Raw genomic sequence first — 20,267 nt, forward strand, 5'->3', positions numbered from 1 at the left:
CGCGCGGCGCTATGGCGCAATCGTGAGATAGTATCCGCTCTTCGCATTGACCTCGTTGGCGTCCTGACGCGCCTGCGCGATGCGCTGCTGGAGCTCGTTCTCGATGTCCGGGTTGCCGCGATGCTCGATGACTATCCTTACCTCGCCGCCGGCAGCGACGGTGTGGAGCGCCTTGAATATCTCCTTGATTTGAGGGCTCAGATCCATCGCGCCGAGCGTCCCCTCGATGATACCCAGATCGATGAGGCGCATGAGGTACTCGTAGCCGCTCCGGGTCATGTTGTATGCGACCAGGCCAGGGCCTTGATTTGCCGAATAGCTCACTTCACATCTCCCTGAAATACGAGGTCGCAGCAGAGCGGACGGCCCCCGATGAGCGCTGCGAGCAGCACCGGTGATCGGCATGAGCGAGGCCGTGTGCCTGGCGCCCCCAGGAGTATGTAGGGTGGCGCAGGCGAGCGCGTCAATCCACCGGGCGAGCCGGGTGGTGCTCCCATTTTCTCTGAGAGAGTTCACATGAAGGTGGGAAGAACATTGTTTTTTCTTCCCTCCTTCCCGTCGTCCCGCCTTCGTGTGAGATGACAGAAAGGTGCTTACGCGATCCGCCTTCCTCCTGAATGAGCGGGGCAATGAGCGCGGCGGGGGAAGCCCAGGCTCACCGCGACGGGATGAGCCGCTCGAGCCGGGAGATGTACCCCGGCAGCTCCGCCGCCAGCGCTCCGGGCAGCGCCCGGTCCGCTTCGAACAACATCGCCAGGTTGCCGTAGAGCGCCGCGTCCGCGAGGCTCGGGGCTTCGCCGAACAGGAACGGCGATCGCTTCAGCGTCCGGACGGTCGGCGCGAGCAGGGTTTTCGCGCGCTCGAGCAGCGCCGGGGTGTCGCGCTCCCACTGCTCGATACAGCCGGCGCCGAACTTGCGCTCCTTGATCAGCGTGTACAGGGCGCGCTGACCCGGCCGCTCCCAGGCGTCGCGGATGCGCGGCGACGCGATTCGAAACAGCACGTCCTCCAGCGGTCCGTCGCAGAAGTCCGCGTAGGCCCAGACCGGGCCCTCGAGGACGTCGAGCGTCAAGCGCCGGGCGGCAGGGTCCTCGAGCAGGAGCTCGCAGATCCGCCGCGACTCGACCGTCACCCGGCCGTCGTCGCCGACCAGCACCGGCACGTAGATATAGCCGCCGGTCACGCGGGCCAGCTCGTCGCGATCATCGTACGGCACCTCGACCAGCTCGTACGGGCGACCCAGGAGGTCGAGCAGCATCTGAACTTTGCGGGCGAAGGGGCTATATCGGAGTCGGTAGAGCTTCATGACTCCCGGGATACCGCGGCGCGCCTGGACGAGCGAACGAATGTTTTCCATGGTACATGAGAAATTCTCATGACCAGCCCCGCCCCGGGGGATCACCCTCCGCCGCTGCCGTCGCTCACCGCCCTTCAGGCGTTCGAGGCCGCGGCGCGCCATGCGAGCGTCACCCGCGCGGCGCGCGAGCTGGGCGTGACCCAGGCCGCCGTCAGCCACCAGATCCGCGCCCTCGAGGACACGCTGGAGACGGCGCTGTTCCGGCGCTCGCCGCACGGCATCACCTTGACGGAGGACGGCGAGCGCTGGGCTGCGGAGCTGGGCGTCGTGTTCGCCAGGCTGCGCGAGGCGAACGCCCGCCTGCGGCGGCCCGCCGCGGACGCGCGGCCCGCCGTGTCGGTCAGCGTCACGCCGTCGTTCGGGGCGCGCTGGCTCGTGCCGCGGCTCGGGCAGTTCCTTGTGAGCCACCCGGAGGTCGACGTGCGCATCTCCGCCACCGAGCGCCTCGTCGATCTCGCGAGAGAGCCGGTGGACATCGGCATTCGTTATGGACTCGGCAGCTACCCGGGCCTTTTGACCGTCAAGCTGGCGGACGACGCCCTGATCGTGGCCGCCGCGCCGAGCGTCGCGAGCAAGCGCGCGCGCTGGCGCGTCGAGGACCTGAGCCACGAGGTGTTGCTCGGGGACGACCACCCCGACGCCTGGGGCCGCTGGTTTCGCGAGCGCTCGCGCCGCCTGCCGGCCCGGGTGCGCCAGAGCCAGCTCACCGACTCGTCGATGCTGGTGGACGCGGCGGTGCGCGGTCAGGGGGTGGCGCTCGCGCGCTGGTCGCTCGCGGCCGCAGAGCTCGAGCTCGGCCGCCTGGTGCTGCTCTTTCCCAGGCTCCCGGCGCTGCCGACGGGCCTCGCTTACTTCCTCGTGAGCACGCGCGCGAGCCTGCGGCGAAAGCCGGTGGCCGCCTTCAGGGACTGGATCGTATCCGAGGCCGCGAGCCTGCGCAGGCCCGGAGGCTGACGGCGCGGCCTCAGCCCCCCGGCTCGCGGGCGGGCCCGCGGCCGACGAGGCCGTAAAGGACGATCCGGTGGACCGCGGACAGCATCGCCTCGACCTCCTCGCGGGAGCCCTGGAACAGCCACGGTGGAGCGAAGCTCGCATAGGCGCGCAGGAGGGCGCGCGCTGTGAGCTCGGGGTCGGCGGCGTCGAGCTCGCCGGCGCCGGCGCCGCGCGCGACGAGATCGCGGAGGAGCGCGCGCTCCTCGTCGAGGAAGCGGGCGTGGGCGGCCTTCACGGCGCGGCTCTGGCAATGCACGAGATCGCACGCGTGCGCGCCCGAGCCGGCGAGCTCCAGGAAAGCGCCCGCGCGGGCGTCGAACACGGCCCGCAGCCGGTCGCAAAAGGGCACGTCGTCCCTGGCCGCGGCGGCGCGCATCGCGGCCATGACGGCGCGGTGCTCCCCCTGGGAGAGCTCCTCGACGATGGCGTCCTTCGAGGCGAACTCCAGGTACACGGCGCCGACCGCGATCTCGGCCTCGCGCGCGATATCGGCGACGGTGGTCTTGGCAGGCCCGTACCGGCGGAGGAGCCGCTCTGTCGCCTCGAGGATCCGCTGGCGCCGCTCCCTTTCGCCGCCGGGGTAACCGTGCTCCATGAGGTGAGCGATGTTCTCCCGGATTCACGGCCGGGGGAAGCGTCCTGGCGGGCGGCCGGCAAGGACCATGGGGACGCCACGGCGCGCGGGCACGGGCGGGGCCGCGCGCTGGAGATGGCACGAACCCGACGGCGCGCGGCCCGCGTCGGCGCGACGGAGCCCAGCCCCGAGATTGATCGCCGTACGCCCGGCGGCTATCGTGGGCTGGCTTTGCACCGGATTTTCCGCGAAGATCGCGCTGTTCACGGGATCCGCGGTCCGGCGTGCGAGGGGATCGAGCCATGACGAGCACCGCGCCGACACACGACGAAGCCGAAGGGCTGGTGCGACCGGGGCAGGTCATCGCCGAGAAGTACCGCGTCGAGCGGGTGATCGGCGCGGGTGGGATGGGCGTCGTCGTCGCCGCGACCCACCTCCAGCTGGAGGAGCGGGTCGCGATCAAGCTGCTCCTGCCCGAGGCGGCGAAGTCGCGCACGCTCGCCGAGCGCTTCGTGCGCGAGGCGCGCGCCGCGGTGAAGGTCAAGAGCGAGCACGTGGCGCGCGTGACCGACGTCGGGACGCTCGACTCCGGCACGCCGTACATGGTGATGGAGTACCTGTCGGGCAGCGACCTCGCCGACGCGCTCCGCGCGGGCGGGCCGATGACCCCGCAGGCGGCCGTCGAGTACGTCCTCCAGGCCTGCGAGGCGCTCGCCGAGGCGCACGCCGCGGGCATCATCCACCGCGACCTCAAGCCGGCGAACCTGTTCCTCACGCGGCGCGCGGACAGCTCCCCGTGCGTGAAGGTGCTCGACTTCGGGATCTCGAAGGTGGCGACCGGCGGCTCCGACCCGCGGATCACCGACACGAAGGCCATCATGGGGTCGCCGCTCTACATGTCGCCCGAGCAGCTCAAGTCCTCGCGCGACGTCGACGCGCGCACCGACATCTGGTCGCTCGGCGTCATCCTGTTCGAGCTGCTCACCGGCGCGCCGCCGTTCGACGGCGCGACGATGCCGCAGCTCTGCGTGGCGATCATGCAGGGGATCCCGAGCCCCCTCGCCGCGTTCCGCTCCGACGTGCCCCCGGCGCTCGAGGCGGTGATCCGCAAGTGCCTCGAGAAGCTGCCGGAGCAGCGGTTCCGCCACGTCGGGGAGCTGGCCGAGGCGCTCGCGCCGTTCGCGACCGGGCGGGCCCGGCTCTCCGTCGACCGGATCAGCGGGATCTCGCGGAGCTCGGGGCCCCCGCGGCCAGAGCTCCCTTCGGCGAGCGGGGTGACCTCGCCGACCGTGGTGAACACGTCGCTGAACACCTCGCCGACGTGGAGCGGGACGGTCGTGCCGCGAAAGCGGCCGGTGGGGCTCGCCGTCGCGGCCGGCGCCTTCGTGTCGCTGATCGCCGCGGTGGCGGTCTTCGCGCTCCTGACGTCCCGCTCGCGCGGCGACGGCGCAGCGACCGAGCCGGCCGCCAGCGCCTCGGCGGCGCCGTCGCCGGCGGACGCCGCGGCACAGCCGGCGACCGCGCCCGCGTCGCTCTCGCCGACCGTCACGCCCGGCGGCGCCGAGGCCCCGGCGCCGGTGGACGACCGCACGGCGGCGCCGGGCCCGGCCGAGATCCCCCCTGCGCCCCCCGCGGCGCCGGCCAGCGGCAAGCCCGCGGCGCCGCGCCGGCCGAGCGCCGCACCGCGACCCCCGGCCGCCACGCACGCCACGCAGGCTCCGGCCACCCGGCCGCCCGCCGCCCCGGCCGCTGCGCCGCCCGGCGGCAACCTGTTCGACGATCGCAAGTGAGGACACCACCATGACGAGCCTGCCCGTGCAGCACCTCGGGCGCCTGCTGGCGCTCGCGATGTTCCTTGCCGCCCTCCTTGCGGGCGGCCGCGACGCGAGGGCCGACATGGCGGCCGCGCAGGCCCTGTTCGACGCGGCCAAGCAGCTGATGGCCCAGGGCAAATACGCCGACGCGTGCCCCAAGCTCGAGGAGAGCCAGCGGCTCGATCCGGGGATCGGCACGCAGTTCAACCTCGCGGCCTGCTACGAGCAGCTCGGCCGGACGGCGAGCGCCTGGTCGATGTTCCTCGAGGTGGCCGGCGCGTCGAGGGCCGCCGGCCAGCCGGAGCGCGAGAAGGTCGCGCGGCAGCGCGCCGCCGCGCTCGAGCCGCGGCTCATCCGGCTGACGATCACGGCGCCGGCCGACTCCCCGGCCGACCTCCAGGTGAAGCGCGACGGCGCCCTCGTGGGGCGCGCGCAGTGGGGCACGCCGGTGCCCGTGGATCCCGGGAAACACACGGTCGAGGCCTCCGCCGCCGGCCGAGCGCCTTTCGCGAGATCCATGGAGCTCACCCGGGCGGGCGCCTCGGAGACGCTGGCCATCCCGCCGCTGCCCGCGGGCGCGCCGGCGCGCGACGCCGCGCTCCCGCCGAGCGGCCCCGCCGCGCCTGCGGGCGCCGCCGCGCCCCCTCCGGGCGGCCCCGGCGCGCCGCGAGCGAGCGGCGCCCCGTTCGCGCCGGTCGCCGCGGTTGCGCCGGGGCGCCCGGCCGCGCCGCTGACCAAGCGCCGCAGCAAGGGGATGATGGTCACGGGCATCGTCCTGACGAGCCTCGGCGCCGTCGCCGTCCTGGGCGGGGGCCTGGTGATCGCCTCCACCCCCTCGTGCTCCGGCGACGGCTGCGAGTACGACACCTCCAGCGACCCGTTCGCCGAGGACACGGTCTACGAGGAGGATGGCTCGGAAGGCGCCGGGGTCGGGCTCGTCGTCGGCGGGCTCGTCCTCGCCGGCGTCGGCATCCCGCTCGCCATCATCGGCGGCCGCAAGGTGCCGGTGCAGCCCGAGAAGCAGGCCGCCTCCACGCCGGCGCCGCCGCCCGAGCTCGTCATCGGCCCGCGCTACGCCGGGCTCCGCTGGTCCATGTGAGCGCCGGCGCGGCGCCGGCCCGGCGCGCGCGGCGGTGCGCCGGCGCGGCGCGCGGCGAGGGGGCCGTGAGCGCTCATTCCGGATCGATCCGGTACACGGTGCCGCCGAGATCGACGACGTAGACCTCGCCGGCGCCGTCCTGCCCGAAGCTGGCGATGCTGAAGCCGAACGATCCGAGGTCGTCCGTTCGGTCGACGGGCGCGGAGGCCACCCCGGCCTCATAGGTGAGCGTCCAGACCCTGCCGCTGCAGTAATCGCCGTAGAAGTAGCTCCCCCGGAGCCACGGGATCTCGCTGCCCCGGTAGACGTAACCGCCGGTGACCGAGCAATCCTCGATGACCCGCCCGGCGTGGCCGTACTCGACGGCAGGGAGCGTGATGGTCCCCTCGAGATCGCAGCTCTCCGCGGGGATGAAGCAGTGCGCGCCCTCCATCCGGCGCCAGCCGTAGTTCTTCCGTCCCTGCCCGGCCGGCTCGATGTTGATCTCTTCCCAGAGGCGCTGACCGACGTCCGCGATGTAGAGATCGCCCGTGCACGCGTCGAAGCTGAAGCGGTACGGGTTCCGCAAGCCATAGTCCCAGATCTCGGGGAGGACGCCTTCGCCCGTCATGTTCCCTTCCGGGATGCTGTACGGGTGTGTCGAGACGTCGAGGCGAAGGATCTTCCCGAGCAGCGTCGTGAGCGCCTGGCCATTGCCGATGTCCGCATGGTTGGGGCCGGCGTCGTTGTTGTCCCCGCCATCGCCGAGCCCGAGATAGAGGAAGCCGTCGATCGGGCTGAACTCGAGCGAACCGCCGTTGTGGTTTCGATGCAGATCCACGACCTCGAGGTGCGTGGCCACCGGGTCTGGACTGGCCACGTCCGGTCGCTCTCCCCGCGCGAACTCGACCACACGCGCGTTGCCGCCCGTCGCCTTGTCCGTGTAGTGGACGAAGAAGCGACCGGTGTCCTCGTAATCGGGGTGGAAGGCGAGCCCGAGGAGGCCGCGCTCGCCGTTGTCATTGAACAGGACGCGATCCCGGATATCGAGAAACACCTTGGGCTCCGCCGCTCCATCGTCGAGGACGAGGATCTGGCCAGGCTGCGTCAGGAGGAAGAGCCGCGTGGGGTCGCCCGGCGCGGATTTCACGAGGAGCGGGTGATCGAGGCCGGAGACGAGCGTGGTGAGCTTCAGCGCGCCCTCGTCCTCGCTCGGCGGCGCGCAGCTGAATCCCGCCGCGGGCTCACCACCGCCGCTCCCGCCAGCTCCGCCGCCGCCAGTGGCGCTGCCGCCCACCCCGCTGCCGCCAGCCCCGCTCGCGCCAGCCCCGCTGCCGCCGCCCCCACTCGCGCCTGCTCCGCCGGCTGCGGTCGACGAGACACCGCCGGTCGTGCCGGGCGGCAGCGGAGAGATCGACGCCTCGCGCGAGCAGGCGATGAACGCGAGCTCGGCCGCCAGAGAGAGCGCGATGATCGGAAGGGGCGACAGGGCTGAGCTCGACGGCCTCACGGCTTGACGATATCGTAGATCGAAGCCCAGGGCGGCGAAGATCCGGTGTTGGAGGCGCCCGCGCGCCCCGCCCGCCGCGCGCGCACGCCGGACGGCGCCGCTGCGGCCCTCCCTGACGCGCCTGCGCCGGCGTTCGGGGCGTGGCGAGATCGCGAAACGAGCCCCGCGATCCACGCATCGATATCGATGGAGCTGGCCCCATCGCCGCACTTCGAGCGAGGCCGAGCACACGAGAGCATGGCATCCGTTTTTCCGCGCTGGAGCAACACCGCTTTCCGACTCGCCATCGCCGCCGTCTTCCTCGGCGGCGCGGCGGCCGTGTCAGCGCCGATGATCTACGTGCGCTCGGACTGGAACACCGGACAGAACCTGCCCGTGCAGCAGCCGGTGCAGTTCGATCACAGGCACCACGTGCAGGACGACGCCATCGATTGCCGGTTCTGCCATCACACGGTCGAGCGGACGGCCACGGCGGGCATGCCATCGACCGTCCTCTGCATGGGCTGTCACAGCCAGGTCTGGAATCAGAGCCCCAAGCTCGAGCTCGTCCGGAACAGCTATTTCTCGGACACGCCGATCGTCTGGAACCGCGTCAACGACGTGCCCGACTTCGTCTATTTCAACCACGCGATCCACGTGAACAAGGGCGTCGGCTGCGTGACGTGCCACGGCCGCGTGGACCAGATGCCCGACGTCCGCCAGGCGACGCCGATGACGATGGGCTGGTGCCTCGACTGCCACAGGGCGCCGGAGCGTCACCTCCGCCCGCTCTCCGCGATCGTGGACATGGACTGGGACCCCGGCCCCGACGCGGAGCAAATCGGCCGGCAGATCGCGCAGGAGGTCGGGGCGCGGAGCCTCGTCCACTGCTCGACCTGCCACAGGTGAGCGCGCGCAGGCGCAGCGCGGGAGGCAAACGAGGGATCCACGCGAGACACAAAGGGAGCCTGCGAGAGCACGCGAGACAGAAGGCCAACAGGCGGCGAGCAGCGGAGCGCCGCCACGGCGGCGGCGCCGATCCACCGATGACCTGAAGAGGGACGATGGCTGATCAGAGACAGACCCCGTGGAGCGCCGCGCTCGACGGCAAGACCGGTAAAGCGTACTGGCGCAGCCTGGCGGAGCTCCTCGAGTCACCGGAGCTCCGCGAGGCCGCGGCGCGGGAGCTCCCGGGGGGCAGCGGCGAGCCCGTCGCGGTGAGCCGGCGGAGCTGGCTCAAGCTCCTCGGCGCGAGCATGGCGCTCGCCGGCGTGTCCGGGTGCAGATCGAGGGCAGCGGACAAGATCGTCCCTTACGTGACGACGCCGCCCGAGGTGACGCCGGGCGTCCTCCGGTATTACGCCACCAGCCTCGATCTCGACGGGTTCGCCACGGGCATCCTCGTCGAGAGCCACGAAGGGAGGCCGACGAAGATCGAGGGCAACCCGGAGCACCCGGCGAGCCTCGGCTCCACCGGCGCCTACGAGCAGGCGTCGGTGCTCGGCCTGTACGATCAGCACCGCGCGCGCGCGGCGCGGCGCGGCCACGACCCGGCGACGTGGCAGGCGTTCGTCCAGCAGTTCGGGGGCGCGCGGAGCGACGGCGGCGCCGGGCTCCGGTTCGTCCTTCGGCCCACCGGCTCTCCGCTCGTCCTCGACCTCATCGGCCGCGTCCAGGCGCGCTATCCGGCCGCCCGGTTCACGTTCCACGCGCCCGCGAGGTCGACGCACCCGGCGCGCGGGGCCGAGCTCGCCTTCGGCGCCCCGCTCCAGGCGCAGTACGACTTCCGGACGGCGGACGTCCTCCTCGCGCTCGACGCCGACTTCCTCGCGTCGATGCCTTTCCACGCGCGGTATGCGCGCCAGTTCTCCGAGCGAAGGCGCCTCGGCTCGCCGACGGGCACCATGAACCGTCTCTATGTGATCGAGCCCGGGCTGACGCCGACGGGGAGCATCGCCGATCACCGCCTGCGCAAGCGGCCGAGCGACGTGCCGGCGATCGCCGCGGCGATCGCGGCCGAGCTGCTCCTCACCGAGGGTGCGCGCCCGGGGTTCATCCCTCCCCAGGCGCTCGGCGCGCTCGAGCCGCTCCGGGCGCGGATCAGCGAGGCGGAGAGGCGCTTCGTCCGGGCGCTCGCGCGCGACCTCGCGCGCGGCGGCCTGGCGAGCGTCGTCGTCGCGGGGGAGCGGCAGCCTCCCGGGGTGCACGCGCTCGCGCACCTCATGAACGCGGCGCTCCGCAACGACCGCGCGGCGTGGACCACCGCGGGGACCTTGATCACGGCCGGCGCCGCCGAGCAGGACCTCACGGCGCTCGCCGAGGAGATCCGCCGCGGCGCCGTCGATACGCTCGTGCTCCTCGAGAACAACGTGGCGTACACGGCGCCCGCGGATCTCGAGCTCGCGGCGCTGCTCCGCTCCGTCCCGAGCCGCGTCTACCTCGGCCTCTACGAGGACGAGACCGCCGCCGGCTGCGACTGGTTCGTGCCCGCCGCGCACGATCTCGAGGCCTGGGGGGACGCGCGCGCGTACGACGGCACGACCTCGCTGGTCCAGCCGCTCATCGAGCCGCTCTTCCAGGGCAAGACCGCCTCCGAGGTGCTGGCGGTGTTCGCGGGCGAGCCGCCGAGGAGCGCGCGAGAGCTCCTGCGCGACGCCTGGGCCGCGCGCCGCGGCGGCGCCGATTTCGAAGCGTTCTGGGAGGACGCGCTCCGGCGCGGGCTCGTCGAGGGCACCGCGGCCCCGCGCGAGGACGCCTCGCTGCGGCTCGACGGCGTGATCGCGGCGCTCGCGCAGCTCGCGGCGGCGGCCCCGCCGCCGGCGGAGGCCATCGAGGTCGCCTTCTCGGTCGACGCGAGCGTCTATGACGGCCGGTTCGCCAACAACCCGTGGCTTCTCGAGCTGCCGGATCCCATCACCAAGCTCACCTGGGACAACGCCGCGCTGCTCAGCCCGGAGACGGCGAAGGCGCTCGGCGTCGAGAGCGAGGATGTCGTCGATCTCGAGCTCGGGGGGCGGAAGATATCGATACCGGTCCTCGTCGCCCCGGGGCACGCCGACAGGACGGTATCGCTCAAGCTCGGTTACGGGCGGAGCGGCTCCGAGTCGATCGCCGCCGGGGTGGGGTCCGACGCGTACCGGCTCCGCGCCGCGGCCACGCCGTTCTTCGCGGCGGGCGTCTCGGTGACGAAGCGGCCCGACCCGAAGCACAAGCTCGCCCTGACGCAGACGCACTTTCGCCTGGAGGGGCGCCCGATCGCGCTCTCGGTCCCCCTTACCGCCTACCGCGAGCACCCCGGCTTCACGGAAGCGCTGAAGGGGCCGCAGCCGTCCCTCATGCCCGCGGTGGCCCCTGGGCCGCTGAAGGAGCAATGGGCCATGACGATCGATCTCACGATCTGCACCGGCTGCAGCGCGTGCGTCGTCGCGTGCCAGGCCGAGAACAACGTCCCCGTGGTGGGCAAGGAGGAGGTCCTGAACAGCCGTGAGATGCACTGGCTCCGCATCGACTCGTACGTATCGAGCGACCCGCGCGACACGGCCGTCGTCCATCAGCCCATGATGTGCCAGCACTGCGAGAAGGCGCCGTGCGAGTACGTGTGCCCCGTGAACGCGACGACGCACAGCCCCGACGGGCTCAACGAGATGACCTACAACCGCTGCGTCGGGACGCGGTTCTGCTCGAACAACTGCCCGTACAAGGTCCGCCGCTTCAACTGGTTCGATTACGGCGAGCTCCGCGCCTTCAACACCGGGCTCGCGAGGCTCCAGCGCAACCCCGACGTGACCGTGCGGGAGCGGGGCGTCATGGAGAAGTGCACGTACTGCGTCCAGCGGATCCGCCGCGCGGAGATCGCCGCGCGGGTCGAAGACCGCCCGATCCGCCCGGGAGAGGTCGTCACCGCCTGCCAGCAGGCCTGTCCGACGCAGGCGATCCAGTTCGGCTCCCTCACACACGAAGAGACGGCGATGGTGGCGTGGCGGGGCGAGCCGCGGAGCTACGCGGTGCTCCACGACCAGGGCACCCGGCCGAGGACCATGTACCTCGCGCGCGTCAACAACAAGAACCCGGAGATCGAAGAGCCGTGACGGAGCCTCTCCTCCTCGGGCGACCCACCGACGAGGCGCTCTCCGAAGAGCTCCTGTCGGTCGTCTGGAAGCCGCGATCCAGGCTGTGGTTGGCGGCGTTCGCCATCACCGGCGCCGGCACGGCGGTGCTCGCGCTCGCCATCCTCTACACCGTCACCACCGGCATCGGGGTCTGGGGCAACAACATCCCGGTGGGCTGGGCCTTCGGGATCATCAACTTCGTGTTCTGGGTCGGCATCGGCCACGCGGGGACGTTCATCTCCGCGATCCTCCTCCTCCTGGAGCAGCGCTGGCGCACGAGCATCAACCGGTTCGCCGAGGCGATGACCCTCTTCGCCGTCATCCAGGCGGGCCTCTATCCGCTCCTGCACCTCGGCCGGCCGTGGTTCGCCTACTGGCTCGTCCCCTACCCCTCGACGCTGAAGGTCTGGCCCCAGTTCAAGAGCGCGCTGCCGTGGGACGCGGCGGCCATCTTCACGTACTTCACGGTCTCTCTCGTCTTCTGGTACATCGGGCTCCTCCCCGACTTCGCGTCGCTCCGCGACCGGGCCCCCGACCGCCGCCGCCGGATCGTCTACGGCGTCCTGTCGCTCGGCTGGCGCGGCTCTGCGGCCACCTACCGCCACTACCGGCTCCTCTACGGGCTGCTCGCCGGGCTCGCCACGCCGCTCGTGCTCTCGGTGCACTCGATCGTGAGCACCGATTTCGCGATGGCGCTCGTCCCGGGCTGGCACGCGACCATCTTCCCGCCGTTCTTCGTCGCCGGGGCCATCTTCTCCGGCTTCGCGATGGTGCTGACGCTGCTCATCCCGGCGCGCCGCATCTTCCACCTCGGGAACGTCGTCACCCAGCGGCACATCGACAACCTGAGCAAGCTGGCGCTCGTCACCGCCTGGATCGTCATCTACTCGTACATCATCGAGCTCTTCGCCGCCTGGTACAGCGCGTCGGAGGCCGAGATCTATCAGTTCTTCGTCGCGCGCCCCACGGGGCCGAACGCCGCGGTCTTCTGGGCGCAGATGATCTGCAACGTGCTCGTCCCCCAGCTGCTCTGGTTCCCGAAGGTCCGGAGGAACATGATCCTCCTCTGGATCATCTCGATCCTCGTGAACGTCGGGATGTGGTCCGAGCGGTTCGTGATCATCGTCCTGTCGCTGCAACGCGAGTTCCTCCCGTCGGCGTGGCACGCCTACCGCCCGACGTACGTCGATATCGCGATGTTCATCGGGACGATCAGCTTCTTCCTGCTGCTCGTCCTGATCTTCCTCCGCCTCTTCCCGTTCATCCCCGTGGCCGAGGTCAAGGAGCTGAACCACGAGCTCCGCCACAAGGAGGAGCACTGAAATGAGGAGAGGTCTGCTCGCCGAGTTCGAGACGCCCGAGGCGATGCTCCAGGCGATCGCGGAGCTCAGGAGCCGCGGATACAGGCGCCTCGACGCGTTCACGCCGTATCCGATCCACGGCCTCGAGCAGGCGCTCGGGCTCCGCCGCTCGCCGCTCACCTGGATCGTCCTGCCCTTCGCGCTCGCGGGCACCGCGGGAGGCTACCTCGTCCAGTGGTATTGCAACGCGTTCGACTACCCGCTCAACGTGGGTGGGCGGCCGGGGCACGCGGCCCCTGCGTTCATCCCGATCACCTTCGAGATGCTGGTGCTCTCGGCCGCCCTCTCGGGGTTCGTCATCCTGCTCGTCCTCTCGCGGCTGCCCGAGCTCTGGCACCCGGTGTTCGACGTGCCCGGGTTCGAGCGCGCCTCCATCGATCGGTTCTGGATCGGCATCGACGCCCGCGACCCGGCGCTCATCAGCCCCATCACCGAGCGCGATCTCACCGATCTCGGCGCCCTCACCGTGGCCTGGGCCGGGAAGGAGCGATCATGACGCGCGGACTGCCCCTCTCGCTCTCCTGTCTGGCCGCGGCGCTGTGCCTCTCCTGCACGCCGGTGACCTCGGCCGACGCCGAGCCCGGCGAGGCGGACCTGCTGGATCTCGAGCGCATGCTCCGCCAGCGGCGCTACACGGCCTACCAGGAGACAGAGCTCTTCGACGACGGCTCGGCCATGCGCCGCCCGCCCGAGGGCACCGTACCGACCGATCGCGTGCTCGGCGATCCCGGGCTCACCCGCGGGATCGCGGACGGAGCGTACGTGGCGCGCGTCCCGGTCACGGTGACGATCGAGCTGCTCCGGCGCGGAAAGGAGCGCTACGAGATCTTCTGCGCTGCCTGCCACGGGGTCGCCGGAGATGGCGAGTCGGAGGTCGCGCGCAACATGACGCTGCGGCGCCCGCCGTCGCTCGTCGACCCGCGCGTCCAGGCGTTCCCGCCCGGGCGCATCTACCAGGTCATCGTCGAGGGCTACGGGCTCATGCGCTCGTACGAGCCGCACGTCCCGCTCAGGGAGCGCTGGGCGATCGTGGCCTATGTGAAGGCACTCGGGAAGAGCCGCGGCACCGCGCTCGACGCGCTCCCCCCACCCCTCCGCGAGCGCGCCCGGAAGGAGCTCCCGTGAACCGGCGATTCCCTGTCTTCCGAGGCGGCCGCGCGATCGTGACGCGGTCCCTCGGCCTCGCGCTCCTCGGCGCCCTGCTCCTCGTCGTCGGGGCCTTCGTGGACCGGGAGCGGCTCTTCTACGCGTACCTCGCGGCGTACGCCTTCGCCGTGACCACGGCGGTCGGGGCGCTCCTCTTTCTCATGATCTGCCACGCCATGGCCGCGACATGGCCTGTGGCCGTCCGCCGCCTCGCGGAGGCGATCGTCGGGGCGCTGCCGCTCCTCTGCGCGCTGTTCGTCCCGCTCCTGTTCGGCCTCGGCGCGCTCTACGGGGAGTGGCTCCACCCCGAGTCGATCGGCGACGAGCACGTTCGATCCATCGTGCTCCACAAGACGCCTTACCTGAACCTCCCCTTCTTCCTCGTGAGGACGGGGATCTACTTCACGGTGTGGCTCGTCTTCGGCGCCCTGCTCCGGCGCGGCTCGATCCAGGGCGACGCGACCCCGGCGCTCGCGGACAGCCGGCGCCTCCGCGTGATCAGCGTCGCCGGCCTCCCGCTCGTCGGGCTCACGCTCTCGTTCGCGGCCTTCGACTGGCTCATGTCCCTCGCGCCGACGTGGGTGTCGACGATGTTCCCCGTCTATGTGTTCGCCGGCGGCTTCGTCGCCGCGATAGCGCTGCTCACGGTGCTGGCGTTCGCCGCCGAGCGCGCCGGGCTCCTGCCCGGGCTGAGCGCGTCGCACTACTACGCGCTCGGCCGGCTGCTCCTCGCGTTCACGATCTTCTGGGCCTACGCCGCGTTCTTCCAGTTCATGCTGATATGGATCGCGGACAAGCCCGAAGAGGCGGAGTTCTACGTGCTCCGCGCCCACGGCCCGTGGGCGATCGCGTCCCTCGTGCTCGTGCTCGCGCGGTTCGTGATCCCCTTCGCGATCCTGCTCAACTACGGGATCAAGCGGCGCCCAGCCTGGCTGTCGGCCGTCGCCGCCTGGATCTTCGTCGCGCATTACCTCGACATGCACTGGCTCGTCGCGCCCGAGGTCCCGGGCGCTCGCGCGCCGTTCCACTGGCTCGACGTGGCGGCGCTCCTCGCCGTGATCGGCCCGTGCGTCGCGTTCGCCGCGCTGCGGGTGCGCGGCAGGCCGCTCGTCCCCGTCAACGACCCGGCGCTGCCGGCCGCCCTCCGCTACGAGAGCATATGACGTCCCACTACCGCCGTCCCGACGTGCGCCAGGAAGAGGATGTCGTCCCCTGGAAGACGATCCTCGCCGTCGCGCTCGCCGTCGTCGTGATCTTCGTCGTCCTGGGCCTCTGGTCCTGGATGCTCCTGCACGGGCGCGAGGCGGAGCTCCGCCCCTCCGGAAGGAGCGCCGAGCGCTCCCAGGAGCTCTCCCTGCCGCGCGGCGAGGTGGCCGGGGTGGATCAGCGGATCTTCCGGCGCGAGGCCACGGGCGAGGAGGGCCTTGGCACGGCGCTGAACCACCGGAAGCGCGAGGAGCTCGGGCGCTTCGGCTGGGCAGACCGCGACCGCGGGCTCGTGCAGATCCCGATCGAGGACGCGATGAATCTCGTCGTGGAGGAGAGCCGCTGATGAGGATGCAACACCTGTCCACCACGGCGCTCCTCGCGCTCGTGTTCACGGGCGCGCCGCTCACGGCCGCCGCGGATCGGCCATTGCTCCCGCCCGCGGCGCGCGAGGCCGACATCGACGAGCGCCTCGGGAACGCCATCGACACGACGCTCCCCTTCACCGACATGGACGGGCGGCGCGCGCCGCTCGCCGAGCACTTCGACGGGCGCCGGCCGGTCGTCCTCGTCCTCGCCTATTACCGCTGCCCGACGCTCTGCGGCCTCGTGCTGCGCGGCCTGGTCACCGGCATGGCGAAGCTCGATTACCGGCTGGGAGAGCACTACCGCGCGCTCACGGTGAGCTTCGATCCGCGGGACACCCCGGCGTCCGCGGCGCGGAAGAGGACATCCGCGCTGTCGGCCCTGGGCATGGCCGGCGCGCCGACGCGGGAGACCTGGCCCTTCCTGACCGGCGCGCTGCCCGAGATCCGCGCGCTCGCGGGCGATCTCGGCTTCCGGTTCGGGTACGACCCGCAGACGGAGCAATACGCGCACCCCGCCGCCATCTTCGTCCTCACGCCGGACGGCCGCATCTCACGGGTCCTCTATGGCATCGAGTTCTCCTCCCTCGATCTCCGCCTCGCGCTCCTCGAGGCGAGCCGCGGGCAGATCGGCACCCCCCTCGAGCGCGTCCTCATGACGTGTTATCGCTACGACCCCGCGAGCCGCCGCTACGGCCCGTATGTGGCTGGCTTCGTGCGGCTCGGCGGGGCCGCCATCCTGGCGTGGGCCGCCGCGGTGATCGCCTTCTTCGGCTGGCAAGGGCGGCGGCGCAGGGGAGAGGGGCGCGCGCGATGAACGAGCTCCTGCGCCAGCTGCTCTTCCTGCCCGAGCAGCGCTCCTCGCTCGCCCGCGAGATCGACGGGCTGCACTACTTCGTCATCTCCGTGACGATGGGCGGCGCCGCCCTCATCACGCTCATCGGCGGGTATTTTTTGATCCGCTATCGCCGCCGGGTGGAGGACACGCCTCGGCCGCACCCCGGGGTCTTCGCGCGGCCCGCGCTCTTCCTGGAGACGGTGTCGCTCTTCGGCCTGGGCTTCGTGTTCCTCACGTTCTGGACCATCGGCACGCGCCAGTTCGTCGACCTGCGCACGCCGCCGGAGGACGCGCTCGACGTCTATGTCACGGCCAAGCAGTGGATGTGGAAGTTCGCCTATCCGGGGGGAGACAGCGAGATCTCGGTGCTCTATGTCCCCGCGCGGAGGCCGGTCCGGCTCATCATGACGTCGCGCGACGTCATCCACAGCTTCTACGTGCCCGCGTTCCGCATCAAGCAGGACGTCCTCCCGGGCCGGTACACAACGGCCTGGTTCGAGGCGACCGAGCCCGGCGCGTACCCCATCCTCTGCACGGAGTTCTGCGGCACGAGCCACTCGGAGATGCGCGGCCAGGTGATCGCGCTCGACCCGGCCGACTACGAGCGCTGGCTCGCGGGCGGGGCGGCGAGCGCCCCGGCGTTCGCGCAGGAGGCCGCCGCCGAGGCGGAGAACGAGCTCGCCGAGGCGGAGCCGACGATGCCGAGCCGCGGCGAGCACGCCGCCGCGACGCACGGCTGCCTCCGCTGCCACACCCTCGACGGAACACAGCACGTCGGCCCGACCTGGGCCGGGCTCTACCGCTCGGTCGTGCCGCTCGATGGCGGCGGCGAGCGCGTCGCCGACGAGGCCTACATCACGGAGTCCATCATGGATCCGCTCGCCGCGGTGCACCGCGGGTTCACGCCGGTCATGCCGTCTTTCCGGGGACAGATCACGCCGCCCGACGTCGCGGCGATCATCGAGCTCATGAAATCGATCCGCGACGTGCCGCGCGGCGCCGTCGTGCCGTGGGACGGCGGGGTCAGCGACACGGGCGCCGCGGCGCCGGAGGGGGTGACGCCATGACAGCCCACGAGATCGAGGGGACCGCGCCCATCCACGGCGCGCACGACGCCGACTATCTCCGCGCCCGCTCGGGGGTGCGCTCGTGGCTGCTCACGACCGATCACAAGCGCATCGGGATCATGTTCTACGCGCTGATCGTGCCGATGCTGATGCTCGGCGGCGCCTTCGCGCTGGTCCTCCGGACCGAGCTCCTGACCCCGGGGCCCACCGTGATCAGCGCGGCGACCTACAACCGCATGTTCACGCTCCACGGCGTCGTCATGGTGTGGCTCTTCATGATCCCGTCCATCCCGAACATCTTCGGGAACTTCGCCCTCCCGCTCATGATCGGCGCCAAGGATCTCGCCTTCCCGCGCCTCAACCTGGCGAGCCTCTACGTCTACGCGATCGGCGCCGTCATCACGCTGGGGGCGACGATCGCCGGGGGCGCCGACACGGGCTGGACGTTCTACCCGCCGTACAGCACGACCACGCCCGCGGGCGTCCTGCCGGTCGTGATCGGCATCTTCATCCTCGGCGCCTCGTCGATCATGACGGCGGTGAACTTCATCGCCACGACGCACACGATGCGCGCCCGCGGGATCGGCTGGGGACGCGTGCCGCTCTTCGTGTGGGCCATCTACAGCACGAGCATCATCATGCTGCTCGCGACGCCCGTCCTCGGCCTGACGATCCTGCTCGTCGGGATAGACCACATCTACCATTTCGGCATCTTCGACCCGACGCTGGGCGGAGACCCCGTGCTGTTCCAGCACCTGTTCTGGTTCTACTCGCACCCGGCGGTTTACATCATGGTGCTCCCGGCGCTCGGGGTCATCAGCGAGGTGGTCTGCACCTTCGCGCAGCGGCAGCCGGCGTCCTACTGGGCGATCGCCCTGTCGTCGCTCGGCATCGCGTTCATCGGGTTCACGGGGTGGGGGCACCACATGTTCGTGGCCGGGATGAGCGAGCTCGACGCCGGGATCTTCGGCGCGCTCTCGATGTTCGTCGCGATCTTCTCCGCCATCAAGGTGTTCACCTGGGTGGCGACGCTGCACAAGGGGGCCATCCAGTTCAACACCCCGATGCTCTATTTCCTCTGGTTCCTGTTCCTCTTCGTCTTCGGCGGCATGACGGGCGTCGCCGTGGCCACGCAGTCGCTCGACGTCCACTGGCACGACACGTACTTCGTCGTCGCCCACTTCCATTTCATCATGGTGGGCGGCACGCTCACCGCGTTCCTCGCGGCGGCGCACTACTGGTTCCCCAAGATGTTCGGCCGCACCTACTCCGAGTCGATGGGGCTGCTCACGTCGTTCGGGGTCTTCATGGGGTTCATCCTGACGTTCCTCCCCCAGTTCCTGGCGGGCAACGCCGGGATGCCGCGCCGCTATTACAGCTACCCGGAGCAGTACCAGTGGCTGAACGTGCTCTCGACCGGCGGGGCCTTCCTGCTCTCGGGCGCGCTCCTGCTCGCGCTGGTGAACCTCCTTGTCGCCCTGCGCTGGGGGCCGCGCGCCACCGCCAATCCATGGAGGTCCCGGAGCTACGAGTGGATGACGCCGCCCATCCCGCCGGAGCACAACTTCCCCGTGACGCCGGTCGTCGATCGCGGCCCGTACGATTACCACCTGACCGACGAGGAGGCCCATGCCCGAGTCTCACCCGCCCGCTGAGCCGCTCGCCCCGGCGCGGCTGGCCATGCAGTTCGAGGACCTCGAGAAGCAGACCCACGCCGCGCACTTCGGCATGTGGATCTTCCTCGCCAGCGAGGTCCTGCTCTTCGGCGGGCTCTTCGGCCTGTACGCCGCCTACCGCGCGGTCTTCGGCCCCGAGTTCACCGCCGGCGTGGCGCACAACAACGCCGTCATCGGGACGGCCAACACGGGGATCCTCCTGACGAGCAGCCTGCTCGTCGCGCTGAGCGTCTACGCCGTGCGCCTCGACCGGCCGGCGAGGGCCGGCCGCCTCCTGCTCGGCGCGATCGCGCTCGGCCTCGCCTTCCTCGTGCTGAAGGGCGTCGAGTACACGGCGCACTTCCACGAGGGGATCTTCCCCGGCGCCGGCTACCGCTTCGAGGAGCTGCCGTATGCCGGCGCGAAGATGTTCTTCACGCTCTATTACCTGACGACCGGGCTCCACGCGATCCACGTGACCGCGGGGCTCGTGGTCCTCGGCTGGCTCGCGTGGGGGTGCTTCCGGCGCCGGTACGGCGCGGGCAACGAGACGCACGTCGAGCTCGGCGGGCTCTACTGGCACCTCGTCGACGTGATCTGGATATTCCTCTGGCCGATGCTCTACCTGATGCACCGCTAACGGGACGTTGCGCCCATGACCGTCAAGCACCTCTCCTCGCGGACCTACGTGATCGTCTGGCTCCTCCTGATGGGGCTCACGCTGGCCTCGTACCTCCTCTCGCTGGCCCACCTCGGCCAGGCCGATGTCGTCGCGGCGCTGCTCATCGCCACGGTGAAGACGGTGCTCGTGCTGCTCTTCTTCATGCACCTCATCGAGCAGCGCTTCGCGAACGCGCTCCCGATGATCGTGGCGGCGCTCCTGCTCGGCCTCTTGCTCACGCTGATGCTCAGCGACGTGACGAGCCGCGAGACGATCACGCGCAGGCCGATCCCGCCATCGCCGCTGCCCAGGGCCACGGCCGCGCCCCGATGACGGCTGCATCCCGGTGATCCGTCCATCGCGCGAGCGCGCCCGCCGGCGCGGGCCGTAACGGGCCGCCGTCGCGCGGCGACGGGGTCTCGTCGACGTCGCGCGTCGCGATGACCGCGCGGCGTCGTCGCGCGTCGCGATGGACGCGCGGCCCCGCTCGGCGCGCGACGCGGGAGCTGCGCTGTGGTCGGAGGGCGCGACGCCGATCTCACCGCATCCGCCGC

General features: G+C 71.2%; 19 protein-coding genes. 15 read left to right on the forward strand and 4 right to left on the reverse strand.

Going from position 1 to position 20,267, the window contains the following annotated elements:
* Positions 1-9: 9 nt before the first annotated feature.
* Complete coding sequence (locus tag WME82_RS24785) at positions 10-252, reverse strand: hypothetical protein (protein ID WP_437873764.1); 243 nt, start codon at positions 250-252, stop codon at positions 10-12.
* Positions 253-655: 403 nt separating this feature from the next.
* Positions 656-1,357 (reverse strand): glutathione S-transferase family protein, encoded by a 702-nt coding sequence (locus WME82_RS24790; RefSeq protein ID WP_438044799.1) that lies wholly within the window; start codon positions 1,355-1,357, stop codon positions 656-658.
* 18 nt (positions 1,358-1,375) lie between these two features.
* On the opposite strand from WME82_RS24790, the gene gcvA reads away from it, so the two are divergent.
* Positions 1,376-2,311 (forward strand): transcriptional regulator GcvA, encoded by a 936-nt coding sequence (gcvA, locus tag WME82_RS24795; protein WP_438044800.1) that lies wholly within the window; start codon positions 1,376-1,378, stop codon positions 2,309-2,311.
* Between the two features lie 10 nt (positions 2,312-2,321).
* Here gcvA and WME82_RS24800 read toward each other — a convergent pair whose 3' ends face one another.
* The gene (locus tag WME82_RS24800) at positions 2,322-2,945 is read right to left on the reverse strand and encodes a TetR/AcrR family transcriptional regulator (RefSeq protein WP_438044801.1); all 624 of its coding nucleotides are present in this window, start codon (positions 2,943-2,945) and stop codon (positions 2,322-2,324) included.
* Between the two features lie 281 nt (positions 2,946-3,226).
* On the opposite strand from WME82_RS24800, the gene WME82_RS24805 reads away from it, so the two are divergent.
* Together WME82_RS24805 and WME82_RS24810 are read left to right on the forward strand one after the other, a co-directional pair.
* Positions 3,227-4,714 (forward strand): serine/threonine-protein kinase, encoded by a 1,488-nt coding sequence (locus tag WME82_RS24805; RefSeq protein WP_438044802.1) that lies wholly within the window; start codon positions 3,227-3,229, stop codon positions 4,712-4,714.
* A gap of 10 nt (positions 4,715-4,724) precedes the next feature.
* Complete coding sequence (locus WME82_RS24810) at positions 4,725-5,837, forward strand: hypothetical protein (RefSeq protein WP_438044803.1); 1,113 nt, start codon at positions 4,725-4,727, stop codon at positions 5,835-5,837.
* 73 nt (positions 5,838-5,910) lie between these two features.
* Here the strand turns inward: WME82_RS24810 and WME82_RS24815 are convergent, their stop codons facing one another.
* Positions 5,911-7,326, reverse strand: coding sequence for a PQQ-dependent sugar dehydrogenase (locus WME82_RS24815; protein ID WP_438044804.1), 1,416 nt, complete (start codon positions 7,324-7,326; stop codon positions 5,911-5,913).
* A gap of 237 nt (positions 7,327-7,563) precedes the next feature.
* On the opposite strand from WME82_RS24815, the gene WME82_RS24820 reads away from it, so the two are divergent.
* The 12 genes from WME82_RS24820 (at position 7,564) to WME82_RS24875 (ending at position 20,046) form a co-directional block, all read left to right on the forward strand.
* Positions 7,564-8,214 (forward strand): cytochrome c3 family protein, encoded by a 651-nt coding sequence (locus tag WME82_RS24820; RefSeq protein WP_438044805.1) that lies wholly within the window; start codon positions 7,564-7,566, stop codon positions 8,212-8,214.
* 155 nt (positions 8,215-8,369) lie between these two features.
* Positions 8,370-11,393 carry a TAT-variant-translocated molybdopterin oxidoreductase gene (locus WME82_RS24825; RefSeq protein ID WP_438044806.1) on the forward strand — a complete coding sequence of 1,008 codons (3,024 nt, stop codon included), beginning with the start codon at positions 8,370-8,372 and terminating at the stop codon, positions 11,391-11,393.
* Entirely contained in the window at positions 11,390-12,736 is a 1,347-nt protein-coding gene (gene nrfD, locus WME82_RS24830) for an NrfD/PsrC family molybdoenzyme membrane anchor subunit (RefSeq protein ID WP_437917336.1), read from the forward strand. The genes WME82_RS24825 and nrfD overlap by 4 nt, the downstream gene beginning before the upstream one ends.
* Before the next feature lies 1 nt (position 12,737).
* Positions 12,738-13,271 (forward strand): DUF3341 domain-containing protein, encoded by a 534-nt coding sequence (locus tag WME82_RS24835; protein ID WP_437747920.1) that lies wholly within the window; start codon positions 12,738-12,740, stop codon positions 13,269-13,271.
* The gene (locus tag WME82_RS24840) at positions 13,268-13,900 is read left to right on the forward strand and encodes a c-type cytochrome (RefSeq protein WP_437747921.1); all 633 of its coding nucleotides are present in this window, start codon (positions 13,268-13,270) and stop codon (positions 13,898-13,900) included. Before WME82_RS24835 ends, WME82_RS24840 begins: the two co-directional genes overlap by 4 nt.
* Complete coding sequence (locus WME82_RS24845; RefSeq protein ID WP_437917338.1) at positions 13,897-15,084, forward strand: hypothetical protein; 1,188 nt, start codon at positions 13,897-13,899, stop codon at positions 15,082-15,084. Before WME82_RS24840 ends, WME82_RS24845 begins: the two co-directional genes overlap by 4 nt.
* A complete protein-coding gene (locus WME82_RS24850) occupies positions 15,081-15,473 on the forward strand; it encodes a hypothetical protein (protein ID WP_438044807.1) in 393 nt (130 codons plus the stop codon). Before WME82_RS24845 ends, WME82_RS24850 begins: the two co-directional genes overlap by 4 nt.
* Complete coding sequence (locus WME82_RS24855; RefSeq protein WP_437747924.1) at positions 15,473-16,309, forward strand: SCO family protein; 837 nt, start codon at positions 15,473-15,475, stop codon at positions 16,307-16,309. Before WME82_RS24850 ends, WME82_RS24855 begins: the two co-directional genes overlap by 1 nt.
* A complete protein-coding gene (gene coxB / locus WME82_RS24860) occupies positions 16,306-17,397 on the forward strand; it encodes a cytochrome c oxidase subunit II (RefSeq protein ID WP_438044808.1) in 1,092 nt (363 codons plus the stop codon). Before WME82_RS24855 ends, coxB begins: the two co-directional genes overlap by 4 nt.
* Positions 17,394-19,052: a cytochrome c oxidase subunit I gene (locus WME82_RS24865; RefSeq protein ID WP_438044809.1), complete on the forward strand. Its 1,659-nt coding sequence runs from the start codon at positions 17,394-17,396 to the stop codon at positions 19,050-19,052. Before coxB ends, WME82_RS24865 begins: the two co-directional genes overlap by 4 nt.
* Entirely contained in the window at positions 19,027-19,692 is a 666-nt protein-coding gene (locus WME82_RS24870; protein WP_437873790.1) for a cytochrome c oxidase subunit 3, read from the forward strand. The genes WME82_RS24865 and WME82_RS24870 overlap by 26 nt, the downstream gene beginning before the upstream one ends.
* A 15-nt stretch (positions 19,693-19,707) precedes the next feature.
* A complete protein-coding gene (locus tag WME82_RS24875; protein WP_437747928.1) occupies positions 19,708-20,046 on the forward strand; it encodes a cytochrome C oxidase subunit IV family protein in 339 nt (112 codons plus the stop codon).
* Positions 20,047-20,267 lie beyond the last annotated feature (221 nt).

Source organism: Sorangium sp. So ce128 (assembly GCF_051525245.1).
GTDB lineage: Bacteria > Myxococcota_A > Polyangia > Polyangiales > Polyangiaceae > Sorangium > Sorangium cellulosum_B.